Genomic DNA, 16,166 nt, shown 5'->3' with positions numbered 1-16,166 from the left:
CTCTTCCCCTTTCCTTACTGCGCTGGTGGCGTGGCTGGTGGTGTCTCTTGCGTTACCCGCAGGATGCCCCACAACCCCGAGGCATTACCGTATGCAGCGTAGTCGCGGAACAGGTAGTCGCCCGGCACCGCATTGGCCCCCCCGGCACTGGGCACCATGAAGCTGAAGTGCGCCGCTGGCAGCACGCTTTCCTGGGCACCGATGAACATCGCCTGCGGGTTGTAGCCAAAGCGCACCGAACCAATGCCCGGCAGGTTCAAGGGGTAGCCGCTGACGTCGGATTTCTCGGCCTGGTAGTTATGCAGCGGCCAGATGTGCCCATCGAGCTGGTAGGTGATACCGCGGCTGCCGCCGGTAGGCATCAGTACGTGGTTACGGAACGGCTGGCCCGGCCTTGCCCACAGCACCGGCGTTTGCGGGTCGCTGCCCACCAGGGCGTTGCTGTAGGCCATGTGCGCGTTGGGGACATCCGCCCAGCCGTAGCCGTCGGCATGGCCGAACGGCGCATCCGGGGCCAGGCCGAAGCGGAACCACAGCGGCTCGGTCTTGTAGTTGATGGCCATATTGGAGTTGTCTTTCGGATCCCCCGGTACGCCATTGCCTTCAGTGGCGATGCCTTCCACCGGACGGCCGTCGGACCAGCGCATGTTCAGCGCCCGCTGCCACACGGTGGCAAAGTCACGGTAGGCCGGCTGCCCGGGAACCTGCACCGTGGCCGAGGCGCGGCTGGCGGTGTCTTCGGTCCAGGTGGCGGTCTGCGGCAGGATGCTCATGGCGCCCACCAGGCCTTTCTGCCCCTGCTTGATGACATCGGCCGGGGTGATGTTCAGGCCGCCGAACTCGATGGCAGTGGTGTTGATGTTGTCCACCGCACGGCCCAGCTGCATCACCGGCTTGCCTTCACGCTCCAGGTGCCCGGCGTAGTACTGGTACACCTTGCTCGGGTAGGCGCCGCTGTTGCCGGCGCGCGGCGGTACGGTCTGCACCGGGTTCTGGCCGACGTTGGCGCCGTCCGACTTGGTGATGTCGTAGGCCAGCAGCTGCGCGTGCAGACCGACATGGCTCGACGGCCGCATCAAGTTGTTGTTGAAGGCGGTGGAGCCTTCGCTGCCCTGACGGTCGCGCTTGACCACGTTCTGCATCACCGCGGTGCTCGGCAAGTCTGGCATCACCATGGGCAGGCGGTTCTCCAGGGTGATTTTCAGGCAGTCACCGGCCGCTGCACGCAGCACCAGGGGCTCGATCGGTACACCGGGCTTGAGCTTGCCGGTCACAGGGTCGAGGTCGGCCTTGCGTACATAGAGGATGGCGGTCGGGTCATGCAGCGGCCCGCTGTGGCCACCCACGGTGAAGGTCTCGCCGTCCTCCGGATCGGTCACGGTCACCTGCGGGATACTGGTGCGCCGGCTGTTGTAGACCAGCGTGCCGCCATTGGCCTTCAACGGGCCGCCGACATGCTGGCCGACGCCGCTTGGGTCATTGATGCTCACCGCCAGCGGGTTGCCGAGAATGTCGTTGGCCAGGGCCGCGACAATCTCATAGCTGCGCTGCACGGTTGGCCGGGTGCCAATGCCGGTGGCGTTGGCGGTGTAGCGCGGGCAGATACCGTCGAACGCCACGGTGTTGCGCGCGGCCATCGGCAAGGGGTTGTTGGGCAGCGGGAACAGGTCGGGACGGTTGGCGGTGTAGTTGCGCATTACCCCCCAGATACCGTTCCAGTAGCCTTCGTGGGCGGCATCGAGCGAGTACAGGTAGTCGCCGTTGGGCGCCGAGGAGCTGGAGATCATCGACACCGGCGCCATGAAGCCCAGTTGCTCGGAGATACCCACCATCTGCGAGGCCTTCCACCCGGAGTTCGAGCTATTGCCGAAGCCCGAGCCGTTCTGCAGCCACTTGACGCCGTGCAGGGTCACGTTGTGTTCCTCTTCATGACCACCGGCGTGCATGCGCAGGCGCACGTTGTCACCGGAGTAGGTCCGCAGCATCGGGGTGAAGGGGTCGCCCGGCTCGGCACCGGCCTTGTTGATGTGCGGTGGGAACAGCGTGGTGCCACCGGTTGGGCCCACGGCCGAGGTGATCGCCGCCGGCGACAGGTTCATCGCCGGGATGGCACGGTCGGTGCGGCTTTGCATGGCGAACGCGAGGTCGCCACCCATGCCGTCGGCCTGCATGCCACGCTTGCCATCGGGCGCCACTTTGTAGGGGTCGTAGACCCGCAGGGCCAGGGGCTCGTTGCGGTAGTTGACGACGAACATGCCTGGGTCATCCACCGAGATGGCTTGCGGGCAAGGCCGCGATGGGCATCCCGGCGACAGGCCGCCACGGGACTCCACCACCGCCTCGAGCAGGTTCGAGGCTTTTTGCCGCACAGGCGGGTTGATCGCAAAACGGAAGCTGTCGGCGGTGGCCGGGTACGCCTGGCCATTGGGGATGCCGTCGGGGCCTGCGCCTACATACACACCGGCTTCATAGGCATGCTGGAAGTCGCTGTACTCCAGGAAGAACTCCCGATAGCTGTCATTGCGCCCGTCGCCGTCCAGGTCGCCGGTCTTGACCACCGCCTGCCAGGAAGTCGGGCCACCGTCCTCGCGTACCGCCGGGTTGTACAACTGCTCGCCGGTTTCCGCGTGGTACCAGGTGGAACCTGCCGGTTCCGCCAGGACGGTGGCATACAGGCCCAGTTGCTGGTGAGTCGATGGGCCGAGGTGGTCGTGGGTGAAGATGGTGCCCAGGCCCCGGTCGACGTTATGCACGTTGACCACAGGGTCGGCGAACCAGCGTTGCATGGCCGTGCGCGCGCCCATCCAGTCGGCCCGCCCGTAGCGGCCGAAGAACGGGTGGGGCCTGGCCACCGGGCACTCGGCGGTGCCTTCGCGCGGGTCACCGCTGCTCTGGCACTGGTTGAACTCGCGAATGGCATGGATACGCTCGACGACAGTGCCGGGCGAGAGAATGCCGTCTTCGTAGTTCCAGCCGTTGGCCGAGCCGTCGGCGGCGGTCAGGTCCCACTTGGGCAGGTGGATGTGCTGGCCGATCACGTCGGTGGGGGTACGCACCTGGTAGTCGTCCATCTCGTAGTACGACGGGATCAGGTTGGTGTGCTGGTACATCACGCAATCGAAGGTGTTCATGCGCATCACCAGCGGCTCTGGTGGGCGCTGTTTGTTGATCACCGGCCAGGCGTCTTCCCACAGGGCAATGATGCGCGCCTGCGGGAAGTGGTAGCCGACCTTGTTGTACACCGCGTCGAACTGGATGTTGGCGCCCTTGTAGATACGCGGACGGTCGGCGGTAAAGGTCGAGGAGCCGGTAAACGTCATGGCGTCCAGGCGTTCGCCGCTGTTGAACTCACCGGTGCCGGCCGCCAGGGTCAGGCGCTTGGCGCGGTCGTCCATGCAGGGCTCGAAGAACGGTGCGCCTGCCGTGGGGGCGGCACCATTGGTGCGGAAGTTGCGCGGCACCATCTGGCTGTCGGGCAGCACGGCGTAGCTGGGGTGTTCAAGCTTGGAATGGAAGCTCATCGCCGCCTGCTCGACGTCGGTGCCCTCCTCCGGCAGGAACACCGCCTTGGCCTTGGTGATCGACTTGGTGAAGTCCAGCGCGGTGGTGGTAGTGATTGCTTCGCCACCGGCGGCCATGCCGTCGAGGGAATGGCGAGGCAAACCACCGTCCCAACCGCCGACCTGATTCGGGTCCAGGTTGGCCCACAGGGCTTTGCCGGTGTTTTTCAGCGCGGTGGCCTTGTCGGGGTCGAGCATGTCCAGCGGTGGGGTTGGCGGACGTTGGCCGACGGTACTTTCCATGCCGCCGATCCAGAATGGATAGCCAGGGTTCTTCAGGCTGCCGTCGGCGTTGAGGTCACTGCGGTCTACCAGTACCAGCGAGCCAATGGCACGGGGGGCCTGGTCGTGGTGACCGGAGTCGTCATCGCCGGCTTCCTCTTCGTCGTCATCGTCATCGTTTTCGGCCACCAGGGTCGGCGCCAGTTTTGGAATCACCGCCACTTTGCCCGGCATCGGCGCCATGGCCTTGCCTGGCAGCGGCACAATGGCCGGAATAGGCGTGCCGGCGACAATCTCGCCGTCGGGCAGGGCCCGGGCACCGGCAGCCGGTTTGCCACTGCGCAAGGCATAGGGTTGGCTGTGATAGCCGTCTTCGCCCTGGTTGGACACCTCAAGGCGGGTGCCTTCCTCGAACACATCATGTACCCGCCACATGCTCCACATGCCTTGGGCAAAGTGCGGATAGAAGTGGCAGTGGTAGATCGCATCGCCCGCGACCCGGTTCCGGTTGCCCGAACCGCCGTTGGCGATTTCATAGGTGTAGCCCACCCCCGGGCCAATGCCCTGGGCGTCGACATAGTCGGAGTTGTCGTCATTGGGGTTGAACAGCCACTGGTGCCCGTGCAGGTGGAAAATGTGCTGCTCGTGGCCGTTGTGGGTGTTGCGGAACTTGACGAAGTCACCAATGTAGCTGTGGTTGACGTTGGCAGGCTCTGCCGGGTACAGGGCCATGGTGGCCTTGACGCCGATCTGCTCGGCGCTCGGGGTCTGCCCCGGGCGAATGTTTTCAAGGCCGATGTTGGCGGGCACATCGACCAGCATCGCCACGTCACCGACGGTGTGCGAGCTCAGGAAAAACTCTTCATAGGAGCACGACAGGCAGTCGTGCATCGGCCCCACGCCCAGGCGGTTGGCCACCACTTCGGCGCCCATGCCGCCGGAACCGTAGTTGATCATGAACGAGTCGCGGGTCGGCTCCAGCACATGGCCCATGACCGGGTCGGCCCAGTAGCCGGGGAAGGCCTGGGTGGCGGCCGCTTCATCGGTGAACTGGGCGGCGAAGTCGCGGAACGGCTCCAGGCGGTTGGGCACCGCCGGGTTGCGCTTGCCGATGCTCTCCAGCGGGTAGGTGGACGGCGGGAAGCTGCCATCGGTGTTGGGGCCCATGACCACGGCATCGGATTCACTGGAAATGATCTCGCTGCCATCGACCATGGCGATGATCGGCGAGCCGGCCTTGCCTTCGCGGATCCAGGGTTCGCGCTGCGGATAGCGCGCCTGGTAATCGACGATCGGCTGGCCGGTCGGTGCCCGGCCGGTGGTGGCCAGGCGCATCTCTTCCTCGGTCAGGGTATTGCGGTAGGTGCGGGCATACTTGGGCAGCACCACCACCTGGCCGAACAGGCCGTTGGCGACGTTGCCGGCGCCGCCCTGGCCGCCGAAGGTGGCACCCTGGCTGGTGGCGGCGAAGGCGCCTTCGCGCTCGGCATACAAGGTGTAGGTACGGGTGGCGCCGGGGGCGATCAGGAAGTTGCCGTTGCGGCCGGTGTTGGCGGCGATGTCACCGATGCTGTTGACCGCCTGCATACCGTTGACCTGGAAGCCCACATGGCGGTCGGTGACCTGGTCATCGACCACAAAGCTCTCGTCACCTTGTTCGTTGCCTTCGTTCTCGAACTCGTTCTCTTCGGCCTCGTTTTCTTCGCCTTCGTTTTCTTCTTCGTGATCGATACCGTGTTTGTTCGGGTTGGCCTGATAGGCCAGGAGGTTCTGCAGATTCACGGTCAGGCAGTCACCGGCGGCCACCCGCAGCACAATGGGCCGTGGCCGCTTGTCGGGCCGCAGCGTCACCTTGCCCGGCACCGCGGCCCCGCCATGGGCCAGGGAGACATTGTGCTCGTCGACCACGTCGCGGCGCAGGGCGAACATCATGCCATTGGCGTTCTGCGCCCCCAGCCGGTTGAACATCAGCGGCTGATCGAGGGCAACCACGTTGGCCACCAGGTTGCGTTCGCAACGCACCGCAGCCTCGCTGACGTCCTGCCAACCCAAAGTGGCAGCGGCCAGCAGCAATGAGGTAAGGACAGAGCCTTTAAGGGGGGTCATCGTGCACCTCCGCTGGTGCCTTGGGTTCTCTGAGAAGGCTTGAGCAAGCCCCGTGCCAGATGGTTTTTTAGTTATTTATCAGAAGCTTGGAGCGGGTACTGAATCTTGATTGGGGGGGATTCCCCGGTATTCCCCACTAAACGGGGGAAGCCCTTATCGCGGGGCATCACGGCATCGGGCCCCGCCCTGCACTTTGGATTCCCCGGCATTCCCCACTGAACGGGGATACGCGGGTGTAGCCGCTGCCGTCAGGCTGCGATCGGCCGCGAAGCGGTCGTAGTGCCCTCTGGCGACTGCTACGCAGTCGATCGCAGCCTGGCGGCAGCGGCTACGAAAGCGATAAGCCCTCACAGCGGCGCATCCACGGCCAAGCCCTGCAACCGCCGGTACTGGCGCAGCACCTGTGGGAGCGGGCTTGCCCCGCGATAAGCCCTCACAGCGGCGCATCCACGGCCAGGCCCTGCAACCGCCGGTACTGGCGCAGCACCTGTGGGAGCGGGCTTGCCCCGCGATAAGCCCTCACAGCGGCGCATCCACGGCCAAGCCTTGCAACCGCCGGTACTGACGCAGCACCTGTGGGAGCGGGCTTGCCCCGCGATAAGCCCTCACAGCGGCGCATCCACGGCCAAGCCCTGCAACCGCCGGTACTGGCGCAGCACCTTGGGCACGTAGCGCTGGGTCTCGGCATACGGCGGCACCACCCGTCCGCGGCGCATCACGGCATCGGGCCCGGCGTTGTACGCGGCCACCGCCAGGGTGATGTCGTTGTCAAAGAGGGTGAGCATGCGTTTCAAGTAGCGCGCCCCGCCCTGCACGTTGGAGGCCGGGTCCAACGCGTTCTTGACGCCCAGCTCCTTGGCGGTGTCGGGCATCAGTTGCATCAGGCCCACCGCGCCACTGGCCGAGCGGGCATTGGGGTCGTAGCGCGATTCGGCCTGGATCACCGCATGCAGCAGGGCTTCGGGCAAATCGTTGGCCTTGGCCGCCGCCGCAACCACCTTGGCATAGGGCATGCCGGTGATCAGTTGCGCCTGGCCGCTGCTGGCCAGACTCGCCCCCGGCTCGCTGATCACGCGCTGGTACGCGCGCCCGGGTCGATGGACGTTGGACAGCACGTAGCTGCCGTCGGCCTTGATCGAGATGTAGACATCGGCCTGGGCCGGGCTGGTCGAGGCCAGCCATACAAACATTCCTGCAGTGAGCCAGCGCATAATGCCGCCCTCCCCGTTGCGTCCCCCGAAAAGTGGGGCATATGCCCCGATTGCCGAGGCTTTCATTCACTGACGCAAGCACTGTGCCGCCTTGCCATGCCCGTGGCGCAAAGGCTTGGCGCAGACGCGCACGGCATTTGCATGAGGCCTTGCAGACGCACAATGGAGGGCTGGTCATGTACAACAAGAAACGCGCACAACAGGGGTTCACCCTGCTCGAACTGCTGGTGGTGCTGGTGGTGCTGGGGTTGTTGGCGGGGATCGTCGCGCCCAAGTATTTCAGCCAGTTGGGGCGCTCCGAAGCCAAGGTGGCACGGGCGCAAATCGAAGGCCTGAGCAAGGCCCTGGACCTGTATCGGCTGGAGGTAGGGCATTACCCCAATTCCGAGCAAGGCCTGAACGCACTGGTCGTGGCCCCCAGCGACGAAACCCGCTGGTCCGGGCCGTACTTGCAGAAAAAAGTCCCCCAGGACCCGTGGGGCCGCAACTACATCTACCGCCAGCCTGGCGAGAACGGTGAGTACGACCTGCTGTCGATGGGCAAGGACGGCCAACCCGGTGGTGACGGTGAAAACGCCGAGATCACCAGCTGGCAGTAAGTGGAGGAACGACCCATGCGCTATGAGCTCAAGGCTCTGGGCAAGGCTGGCGTGGTCCTGCTGACGCTGGACGCCCAGGATGCCGGACAAGCCCGCCAGCAGGCCGAGCAGCAAGGCCTGCGGGTGGTCAGCGTGCGCAGTTGCGAGCGCTTCGCCAAGCTGCGCTGGCGGCGTGGCGAGGTGTTCGACCTGGTGCTGTTCAGCCAGGAACTGACCACCCTGCTCAACGCCGGCCTGCCGCTGATCGACGCCCTGGAAAGCCTGGCCGAGAAAGAGTCGGCGCCCCAGGCCCGCAAGACCCTGGGCGAGCTGGTGCGCCTGTTGTACGAAGGCAAGTCGTTCTCCCAGTCGCTAGCCCAGTTGCCGAGTGTGTTCCCGCCGCTCTACGTCGCCCTGGTGCAGTCCAGCGAAAAGACCGGTGCCCTGGGGGATGCCCTGGGCCGCTATGTTGCCTATCGCCAGCGCATGGACGAAGTCCGCCAGAAGATCATCAGCGCCTCGATTTACCCGCTGTTGCTGTTGTTGGTCGGCGGCGGCGTGGTGCTGTTCCTGCTCGGCTATGTGGTGCCGCGTTTCAGCCTGGTGTTCGAGGGCCTGGGCACGGAACTGCCCTGGCTGTCGCGGTTGTTGATGCAGGCCGGTATGTTCCTGCATGCCCACCAGGCACCCCTGGGCATCGGCTTTGTCGCAACGATGGTGGCAATGTTCGTGCTGCGCCGCGACCCGCGCGTACGGCGCTGGCTCAACCGTCAACTCGAACGCTTGCCGGCCCTGCACCGGCGGCTGGTGATGTATGAACTGGCACGGTTCTACCGCTCGCTGGGGATTCTGCTTCAGGGCGGCATCCCGATCCTGACGGCCATGCAGATGGCCCGCGGCCTGCTGGGGGCTGCTGCCAGCCAGCGCCTGGAGCACGCCTGCGAACGGGTGCGCGAGGGCTTGTCGCTGTCGGCGGCGCTGGAGGCCGGGCAGCTGGTTACGCCGGTGTCGCTGCGCTTGCTGCGCGCCGGTGAGCAGTCGGGCAACCTGGGGCAGATGATGGAACGCAGCGCCGACTTCTACGACGAAGAGATCGGCCGCTGGATCGAGTGGTTCGTGCGCCTGTTCGAGCCGTTGCTGATGACCTTCATCGGGCTGTTGATCGGCTTTATCGTGATCTTGATGTACATGCCGATTTTCGAGCTGGCCTCGAGCATCCACTAGGCTGCCTAGGCTCTGTATGAAAAGGTTTGAGACGAAGGTCAGGCAAGGCTGTTTTCAACGCAGCCTCACCGAGTATCAAGGCTTTTCGTACCGAGCCTGGCGGGCAACGTGACATTCCTGTGCGCTTGCTGTATAGATTCGGCCCACCAAGGGGAGCCCGGCAACGGGCTGAGAAACCGCTGGCACACGCAGCGCGGTGACCCTTAACACCTGATCCGGATCATGCCGGCGAAGGGATGGGAATAGCCAACCTGCCTTTTTGCCGGTCTCACTGCGAGGCCGCCCATGTCTGCAACAACCGGTCTCGCTGTCGCCATCAATGAGGACAGCAGGATGACCGAACGCTTTACCGACACCCTTCGCCGCCAGAGCGAACCACGCTGGACCCAGTGCATCGAACATCGCTTCGTCAACGAACTGATGGCCGGCACCCTGGACGATACCGTCATGGTCAATTACCTGATCCAGGACCATCGCTTCATCGACAGCTTTCTGACCCTGCTGGGCGCCGCCATTGCCACGGCCGACACCTTCGAGGCGCGCCTTCGCCTGGGGCGCTTTACCGGGGTGATTTCGGGGGAAGAGAACACCTATTTCCTGCGGGCCTTCGAGGCGCTGGGCGTGAGCGAGGCGCAACGCCTGCAAGCACCGGATTCGCTGCCCACCGCAGGCTTCAAGGCGATCATGCAGGAAGCGGCGGCCACCCGCTCCTACGCTGCTGCCCTGGCAGTGCTCAACGTGGCCGAAGGCCTGTACCTGGACTGGGCACTGCGCGCGCCCAAGGCACTGCCGCCACGCTTTGAACACGCCGAGTGGATCACCCTGCACGACAACCCGGACTTCCAGGCCTTTGTCGCCTTCCTGCGCGCCGAGCTAGACCGGGTAGGCCCTGCCCAGGCGCAGATCAGTACCGACTTCTTCCTGCGCGCCGTCGCGCTGGAACATGCCTTTTTCGACGCCGCCTACGACCTCAAGGGGTAATCCATGGACATCTTCGAGCGCCTCAAGCAGGCCGCAGCCGCCGACTGGAACAGCTACGTCGACCACGACTTCGTTCGCCAGATGGGCGCCGGCACCCTGCCCCAGCCGGCCTTTCGCAAATACCTGGTGCAGGACTACCTGTTCCTGATCCAGTTTGCCCGCTCCTGGGCGCTGGCCGCCTACAAGAGCCGTACCCTGGCCGACATCCGCTCGGCCCAGGCGGGGCTGGCGGCCATCCTCGACGAGACCGAACTGCACGTGCGCCTGTGCCAGCGTTGGGGCCTGTCGCCTGAAGCGCTGGCGGCCACGCCGGAACACCAGGCGACCGTGGCCTATACCCGTTTCGTCCTGGACTGCGGTGCGGCAGGCGACCTGCTTGACCTGCATGTGGCCCTGGCGCCCTGCGTCATCGGCTATGCCGAAATCGGTCGCAACCTGAGCCCCGAGGGGATCGAAGCCCTGGCCGATCACCCGTACCGCGAGTGGATCGGCGAATACGCCGGTGCCGGCTACCAGGCGGTAGCGACAGCGGCCCGGGCCCACCTGGACGACCTGGCTTCACGGGCCATGACCGAACGTCGGTTCGAGGAGCTGGTGAAGGTCTTCGCCCAGGCCTCACGGCTGGAAGCCGACTTCTGGCAGATGGGCCTGGACGCCCAACGGCCACTGTAGGAGCGGCCTTGCCCCGCGATGGATCTTGAACCTTGCCGATAGATCCGGATGTGTACGACCCTGGGGCCTCTCGCGGGGCCAGCCCGCTCCCACTGGGGGCTACAACCCCCAATGCATCAAGGCCAGCACCAGCAAGACCAGGAACACCGTCTCCCCCACCATCAAGGCAATGGGCTTGATCCCGACCTTGGCCAGCTCCTTGAGCTGGGTCTTCATCCCCAACGCACTGATCGCCACCACCAGGCACCAGCGCGACAGGTCGTTGACCCCACCCTGCACCAGCGCAGGAACCCAACCGGTACTGTTCAGGCACGCCAGCAGCACAAACCCCACCGCGAACCACGGCAACAGCGGCGGCCGCTGCCCACTGGCGTCGTCCCCGGCGCGCCGGGTAATCATCGCCGCCACCACGATCACCGGCAGCAACATCGCCACCCGCATCAGTTTCACTACGGTGGCCACATCGCCGGTCTCGGTGCCCATGCTGTAGCCCGCCCCCACCACCTGCGCCACATCGTGGATGGTGGCGCCCAGGAACACCCCGGCCTGCGGCGGCGACAACTGCAGCCAGTCGGCAATCATCGGGTAGAGGATCATCGCCAGGGTCGACAGCGCCGACACACCAATCACCGTAAACAGCGTGGCGTGTTCCTTCTGCTTGTGCGCCGGCAACGCCGCCGCCAGGGCCAGTGCCGCCGACGCCCCGCAGATGGCCGTCGCCCCGCCGGTCAACATGCCGAACAGGCGGTTGAAGCCCATTGCCTTGGCAACCACCATCGACACGCCAATGGTCACCACCACAATGATGATGACCAGCGCCACCGGCTTCCAGCCAAGGCTGGCTATCTGCTCCAGGGTAATGCGCATGCCCAGCAGCGCGACCCCGATGCGCAGCACCGTGCGCGCGGTGAACTCGATACCGGCCTTGCAGCGCCCGTCGACCGAGAGAAAGTTCAGGGCCATCCCCAGTAACAGGGCAAACAGCATCACCGGCGCGTCGTAGTGCTCACTCAAAAAACTCGCCGCCGCCGCCGCGATCAGGCTGACGATAAAACCGGGTGCCAGCTCCCGCGCACGGTGGTTGACGGTGGCAATTGCGATTGTGGTCATTGGCCAGGCTCCTGGGCATCCAACACGATGTACACCTGCTCGCCCTGGCGTTCGACCGGGTAGCTCGGCACCTTGAGCGCCGTGGAATTGAGCAGGTAGCCGCTGGCCAGATCGAAGCGCAGGCCATGGGCGCAGCACTGGATCACCCGCCCATCCAGACGCCCACCGCACAACGAGGCGCCCTGGTGCGGGCAACTGTCGTCGATGGCGTACAGGGTGTCGGCGACGTTGAACAGCGCCAGGCTCCTGCCCTCGAATTCCACCAGCGCACGGCTGTCGCGCGCAGGCACCTTGTGGGCGGGTACGGGGTATCGAAGCGTCATGCTGCCGCCTCTTGCAGGCACTCGCGCATCACCTCGAGCAACACCTCGACCGGCTGCGCGCCTGACACCACTTGGCGCTGGTTGAACCGCAAGCACGGCACACCGCTGGCCGGTGCCGGGCTTGCGCTGGTGAACGGCGTACCGTCACCGCGCAGGCAGTCGGCGACCTGTGCCGGCATCAGCCCGCAGCCCTCGGCGATGTTCAGCAAGGTGGCGCGATCGCCAAGGTCCTTGCCCTGGTGAAAGTAGGCGGCGAACAGCTGATCGAGCAGTGCCTCGGCCTGGGTCGGGTTGCCCAGGGCCACGGCGCGCTCCAGCAAGCGGTGGGCATCGGCGGTGTTGGGCATGCGGCTGATACGGGAAAAGTCTATGTGCGCACCTGCCGCACTGGCCGCTACCCGCACCTGGGCCTGGCGATGGCGCACCGCCTGCTCGCTGCCCAGCCGCTCAAGGTAAAACGCCTCGAACGGCAGGCCCTCCACCGGTACCTGCGGCAGCAGTTGCACGCCCCGCCAGCGCAGGTGGACCTGTAGCTGGGGTTGCTCGGCGCGCAGTTGCTCCAGCGCACGCTCAAGGTGGCGCTGGCCGATCAGGCACCAGGGGCAGATAAAGTCGAAAAAAACATCAATGGACAACACGGGGTTCACGGTTTCAACTCCTGGGCCACGCCAGGCTCAGCCACCGCAAGGTCCTGCAGGCGAGCCATGTCGTTGTGGTAGTGGCGTTTAGCAATAAAGAACACGGCAGCCGCGCCGATGCTGATCAGCGGCACCAGCTGGAAGGCCGCATGCAGACCAATCACGTCGGAGACGCGACCGGTAATCAAAGGCCCTGTGGCCAGACCGAGCAGGTTGTTGGCCAGGGTCAGGGTGGCGAACGCGGTGCCATGCACCGAGTAATGGGTCAGGTTGGCGACCATCGCGCTGGAGGGCCCGTTGGTGCCGGCGGCAATCATCATCCCCAGGCAGATCAGCACCAGTTGCGCGGTGCCCGACGGCAAGGCAAAGGCCAGCGACAGCAACAGGCAACTGCCCAGGCAATAACCGATGGCCAGGCTGATCTTGCGGTCCGGGCGCTGACGCCCCAGGCGGTCGCAGAGCATGCCGCACAGAATGATGCCAATGCCGCTGCACAGCACGATGATGGCGGCCACGGCACCGGCCTTGTCAGTGCCCATGTCGTAGTAGCGGTTCAGGTAGCTGGGCATCCAGACGATCACCGTGCCGCCCACGAACAGTTGCAAACCGCTGGCGACATAAGCGGCAATCACCGAACGGCTGCCATACAGGGTATGCAGGGGGCGCGCGACCTTGCAGGCGACTGCGGCAGCGCGCTTGGGGGCGATCTTGGCTTCCTTGACGATCAGTGGGTACAACACGGCCAGCAGGAGCCCGAACAGCGCCATGCCGGCAAAGGCCCAGCGCCAGCCCAGATGCTGGGCCATCACTCCGCCCAGGGCCATGCCCAGCACCGAGCCGAACATGCCGCCGGCCATGAAGGCGCCGGCCAGCGTTGCGCGCATGTCGCGGGGGAACACCGCCACCACCACGGCGATGCCGACGCTGCCATAGGCCGCTTCACCGACACCCACCAGGAAGCGGGCAATGAACATTTGTTGGTAGTTTTCCGCCAGGGCGCAGCCCAGGGTCGCCAGGCTCCAGAGCACGGCCATCAGCACCAGGCTCCTGATCCGGCCAAAGCGGTCGGCCAGCAACGACAGCGGAAAGGTCAAAAGCCCCACCATCAGGGCGACAATGCCGCTGAGCAAGCCCAACTGACTGTCCGTCAGGGCCCATTCGCTCTTGAGCAGCGGGAAAACGGCGTTCAATACCTGACGCGACATGTAGTCGGAAATCAGCAGGCCGAAGGTCAAGGCAAAGACAATCCAGGCATAACGCCGCGGAATGCCACGTGAAGTGTCGGCACCATCATCATCTGTGGCGCTGGCGATATAGGCGGCCATGCTGCCTCCTCCGGTTGTCTGGCGTAAATCTTGTTGTTATTGAAAAGCCTGACTGATTGCGCGGTAACGGGCGGGTCGGCGCCCAGGCTCTTTACGAAAATCTTGTAGGGCCCCCTGTGGGAGCGGGCTTGTCCCGCGATTGCGGTGTTTCAGTAATGCCGCAATCGCGGGGCAAGCCCGCTCCTACAGTGACTGCCGTTGCAATATTCTTCATACAACGCCTGGGGCGCGCCGACCCCGGCCCATCAGGCGCGTTGGGGTACGCCCTTCTGCCCTGGCTGGCGGTTAGGCGCCATGCCGTTGGCCTTGAGGGTTTCCTCGATGCTGCTGTACTGCTCGCCGATGCGGTAAATGGCGCGGGCTTCCTTGCCGTTGGCGATTTCGCGGCCCAGCTCGTGAGCGACGCGCACGGTCTGCTGGATCTGCTGCACCGAGCCAAAGCGCTTGCCGTGCTGGTCGATGATGGTGTCTTCGTTGCCACAGCGCGGGTGCAGGCCCATGGCCAGGGCCATGGTGTTGAACGGCAGCACGTTCTTGAGCAGCGATTCGGCGGTCAAGGTGCAGCCGTTCGGCGCGCGGTGGATGAAGTTTAAGAAGTTGAACGGGTTGGGGCCGTCAAAGCCGCCGCCGATGCCGATCCAGGTCAGGTTCATCGGGCCCATGTAGTCGCCCCGGCGCACGATGCGCTCAAGGGTTTCCAGGGCATGCATGCCGGTGAGCTGGAAGTGCGGCTGAATGTTGCTCGCGGTCAGGCGGCGCAGGTGTTCACGCACCCAGGCAGGGCCGGCCGGCACGGTCATTTCGCTGTAGGCGGCCTGGATCGCCGGATGGGACAGCGAGGTGCCCTCCAGGTACTCCGGGTACAGCAGCTCCATGATGTTCATTTGCGTGGTGTTGATCGCCACCGTGACCTGGTCGGGCTTGGGCGTCAGTTCGGCGAGCATGTGACGGGTATCGTCGGACAGCCACTTGGCGGCTTCGCCATCGCTCTCGGGGGCGAAGGAGATCGAACCACCCACCTGGATGATCATCTCAGGTACCGCTTCACGCACACCGGCAATCAGTTCGTTGAATTTGGACAGGCGCTTGGAGCCCTTGCCGTCGAGCTCGCGTACGTGCAGGTGGAGTACGGTGGCACCGGCCTCGTAGCAGTCGACCGCTTTTTGTACCTGCTCATCCATGGTCAGCGGAATGTCTTCGGGAAAGTCCTCAGGCATCCATTCCGGGCCATACGGCGCGACGGTGATCACCACCTTTTCCATGTTTTCCGGGTGCAACGAATCATCGAAGAATTGCATGCTGTCATCCTCAGTCTTGTTATTGTCTTCTGTCCGCCGTGGGGCGGATCGGTAATGCTTAGAAAGTGCGGTCGCCCTTGATCCCGGCGCGTTCCATCTTGCGGTGGCATGGCGGGTAGTCCATGACCGCGTAATGCTGGGTGCTGCGGTTGTCCCAGATGGCGATGCTGTTGGGCTTCCAGCGCCAGCGCACCTGGTACTCGGGCAGGTAGGCCTGGCTGATCAGGTAGCGCAACAGGTCCGAGGCACCGGGGTTGGCGTCCTGGCCGAAGCGCACCCGCTGCGGGGTGTGGTAGTTGCTGAAATGGGTGGTGAAGGCGTTGACGAACAGCACCTGTTCACCGGTTTCAGGGTGGGTGCGTACCACCGGGTGCTCGGCATCGGGGAACTGGGCCTTGAGCGCCAGGCGCTTTTCCATCGGCATCGCGGCGCCGAAGCTGGCCTCGATGCTGTGGCGGGCGCGCAGGCCTTCGATCTTCTGTTTTACCTCGTCGGGCAGGTTCTGGTAGGCCAGGACCATGTTCGCCCACATGGTGTCACCGCCCACCGGCGGGCATTCCACGCAGCGCAATACGCAGCCCATGGGCGGTGCATCGCGCCAGGTGGCGTCGGTGTGCCAGGCGTTCTCGTAGCGGTCGGCTGGCTGGTCGGGACGCTTGTAGATCTGCACCAGGCCCGGGTGCTCCGGATCGCTGCCGGCCACCGGGTGGTCCTCCAGCTCGCCAAAGCGCCGGGCGAAGGCCACATGCTCGGCACGGCTGATGTGCTGGTCGCGCAAGAACAGCACGCGGTGCTTGAGCAGTTGTTCACGCAACTGGCCGAACAGGCCATCGTCGTGGACCGCATCAGCCAGGTTTACACCGGTCACTTCAGCACCGATGGCGCAAGTCAGTTGTTCGATGTGCATGTGTTGCCCTC

Annotated in this window: 12 protein-coding genes and 1 riboswitch; of the genes, 4 read left to right on the top strand and 8 right to left on the bottom strand. The window is 64.9% G+C overall.

Going from position 1 to position 16,166, the window contains the following annotated elements:
- Positions 1 to 14 precede the first annotated feature (14 nt).
- On the bottom strand, positions 15 to 5,888 hold the full coding sequence (gene mnxG, locus U9R80_RS13415; RefSeq protein ID WP_301837837.1) for a manganese-oxidizing multicopper oxidase MnxG: 5,874 nt from the start codon (positions 5,886 to 5,888) through the stop codon (positions 15 to 17).
- Between the two features lie 605 nt (positions 5,889 to 6,493).
- Positions 6,494 to 7,099 (bottom strand): lytic transglycosylase domain-containing protein, encoded by a 606-nt coding sequence (locus U9R80_RS13410; protein ID WP_301837838.1) that lies wholly within the window; start codon positions 7,097 to 7,099, stop codon positions 6,494 to 6,496.
- Positions 7,100 to 7,275: 176 nt separating this feature from the next.
- Here U9R80_RS13410 and gspG point away from each other — a divergent pair, with 176 nt between their 5' ends.
- From gspG to U9R80_RS13390, 4 genes are all read left to right on the top strand, one after another.
- Complete coding sequence (gene gspG, locus U9R80_RS13405) at positions 7,276 to 7,698, top strand: type II secretion system major pseudopilin GspG (protein ID WP_301837839.1); 423 nt, start codon at positions 7,276 to 7,278, stop codon at positions 7,696 to 7,698.
- Between the two features lie 15 nt (positions 7,699 to 7,713).
- Positions 7,714 to 8,901 carry a type II secretion system F family protein gene (locus tag U9R80_RS13400; protein WP_301837840.1) on the top strand — a complete coding sequence of 396 codons (1,188 nt, stop codon included), beginning with the start codon at positions 7,714 to 7,716 and terminating at the stop codon, positions 8,899 to 8,901.
- Between the two features lie 139 nt (positions 8,902 to 9,040).
- A riboswitch (TPP riboswitch) is annotated at positions 9,041 to 9,155 on the top strand.
- Positions 9,156 to 9,234: 79 nt separating this feature from the next.
- Entirely contained in the window at positions 9,235 to 9,882 is a 648-nt protein-coding gene (locus U9R80_RS13395) for a TenA family protein (RefSeq protein WP_301837841.1), read from the top strand.
- A 3-nt stretch (positions 9,883 to 9,885) separates the two neighbouring features.
- Positions 9,886 to 10,554 carry a TenA family protein gene (locus U9R80_RS13390; RefSeq protein WP_301837842.1) on the top strand — a complete coding sequence of 223 codons (669 nt, stop codon included), beginning with the start codon at positions 9,886 to 9,888 and terminating at the stop codon, positions 10,552 to 10,554.
- A gap of 99 nt (positions 10,555 to 10,653) precedes the next feature.
- On the opposite strand, the gene U9R80_RS13385 is transcribed toward U9R80_RS13390, so the two are convergent.
- From U9R80_RS13385 to U9R80_RS13360, 6 genes are all read right to left on the bottom strand, one after another.
- Positions 10,654 to 11,664: a YeiH family protein gene (locus tag U9R80_RS13385; RefSeq protein WP_301837843.1), complete on the bottom strand. Its 1,011-nt coding sequence runs from the start codon at positions 11,662 to 11,664 to the stop codon at positions 10,654 to 10,656.
- Complete coding sequence (locus U9R80_RS13380) at positions 11,661 to 11,987, bottom strand: Rieske (2Fe-2S) protein (RefSeq protein ID WP_301837844.1); 327 nt, start codon at positions 11,985 to 11,987, stop codon at positions 11,661 to 11,663. Before U9R80_RS13380 ends, U9R80_RS13385 begins: the two co-directional genes overlap by 4 nt.
- Entirely contained in the window at positions 11,984 to 12,634 is a 651-nt protein-coding gene (locus U9R80_RS13375; protein ID WP_301837845.1) for a DsbA family oxidoreductase, read from the bottom strand. The genes U9R80_RS13380 and U9R80_RS13375 overlap by 4 nt, the downstream gene beginning before the upstream one ends.
- Positions 12,631 to 13,950, bottom strand: coding sequence for an MFS transporter (locus U9R80_RS13370; protein ID WP_301837846.1), 1,320 nt, complete (start codon positions 13,948 to 13,950; stop codon positions 12,631 to 12,633). The genes U9R80_RS13375 and U9R80_RS13370 overlap by 4 nt, the downstream gene beginning before the upstream one ends.
- Before the next feature lie 245 nt (positions 13,951 to 14,195).
- Positions 14,196 to 15,248, bottom strand: coding sequence for a 3-keto-5-aminohexanoate cleavage protein (locus U9R80_RS13365; RefSeq protein ID WP_301837847.1), 1,053 nt, complete (start codon positions 15,246 to 15,248; stop codon positions 14,196 to 14,198).
- A 58-nt stretch (positions 15,249 to 15,306) separates the two neighbouring features.
- The gene (locus U9R80_RS13360) at positions 15,307 to 16,155 is read right to left on the bottom strand and encodes a TauD/TfdA dioxygenase family protein (protein WP_301837849.1); all 849 of its coding nucleotides are present in this window, start codon (positions 16,153 to 16,155) and stop codon (positions 15,307 to 15,309) included.
- Between the last annotated feature and the right edge of the window lie 11 nt (positions 16,156 to 16,166).

Origin of the sequence: Pseudomonas sp. JQ170C (genome assembly GCF_035581345.1) — a bacterium.
GTDB lineage: Bacteria > Pseudomonadota > Gammaproteobacteria > Pseudomonadales > Pseudomonadaceae > Aquipseudomonas.
Note: the sequence above shows the minus strand (reverse complement) of the source record. Positions and strands in the feature narration are given on the sequence as shown.

Bases quoted from the DNA above. Each gene is read 5' to 3' on its own strand.
- mnxG (WP_301837837.1), bottom strand. From the start codon at position 5,888: ATGACCCCCCTTAAAGGCTCTGTCCTTACCTCATTGCTGCTGGCCGCT.
- U9R80_RS13410 (WP_301837838.1), bottom strand. From the start codon at position 7,099: ATGCGCTGGCTCACTGCAGGAATGTTTGTATGGCTGGCCTCGACCAGC.
- gspG (WP_301837839.1), top strand. From the start codon at position 7,276: ATGTACAACAAGAAACGCGCACAACAGGGGTTCACCCTGCTCGAACTG.
- U9R80_RS13400 (WP_301837840.1), top strand. From the start codon at position 7,714: ATGCGCTATGAGCTCAAGGCTCTGGGCAAGGCTGGCGTGGTCCTGCTG.
- U9R80_RS13395 (WP_301837841.1), top strand. From the start codon at position 9,235: ATGACCGAACGCTTTACCGACACCCTTCGCCGCCAGAGCGAACCACGC.
- U9R80_RS13390 (WP_301837842.1), top strand. From the start codon at position 9,886: ATGGACATCTTCGAGCGCCTCAAGCAGGCCGCAGCCGCCGACTGGAAC.
- U9R80_RS13385 (WP_301837843.1), bottom strand. From the start codon at position 11,664: ATGACCACAATCGCAATTGCCACCGTCAACCACCGTGCGCGGGAGCTG.
- U9R80_RS13380 (WP_301837844.1), bottom strand. From the start codon at position 11,987: ATGACGCTTCGATACCCCGTACCCGCCCACAAGGTGCCTGCGCGCGAC.
- U9R80_RS13370 (WP_301837846.1), bottom strand. From the start codon at position 13,950: ATGGCCGCCTATATCGCCAGCGCCACAGATGATGATGGTGCCGACACT.
- U9R80_RS13365 (WP_301837847.1), bottom strand. From the start codon at position 15,248: ATGCAATTCTTCGATGATTCGTTGCACCCGGAAAACATGGAAAAGGTG.
- U9R80_RS13360 (WP_301837849.1), bottom strand. From the start codon at position 16,155: ATGCACATCGAACAACTGACTTGCGCCATCGGTGCTGAAGTGACCGGT.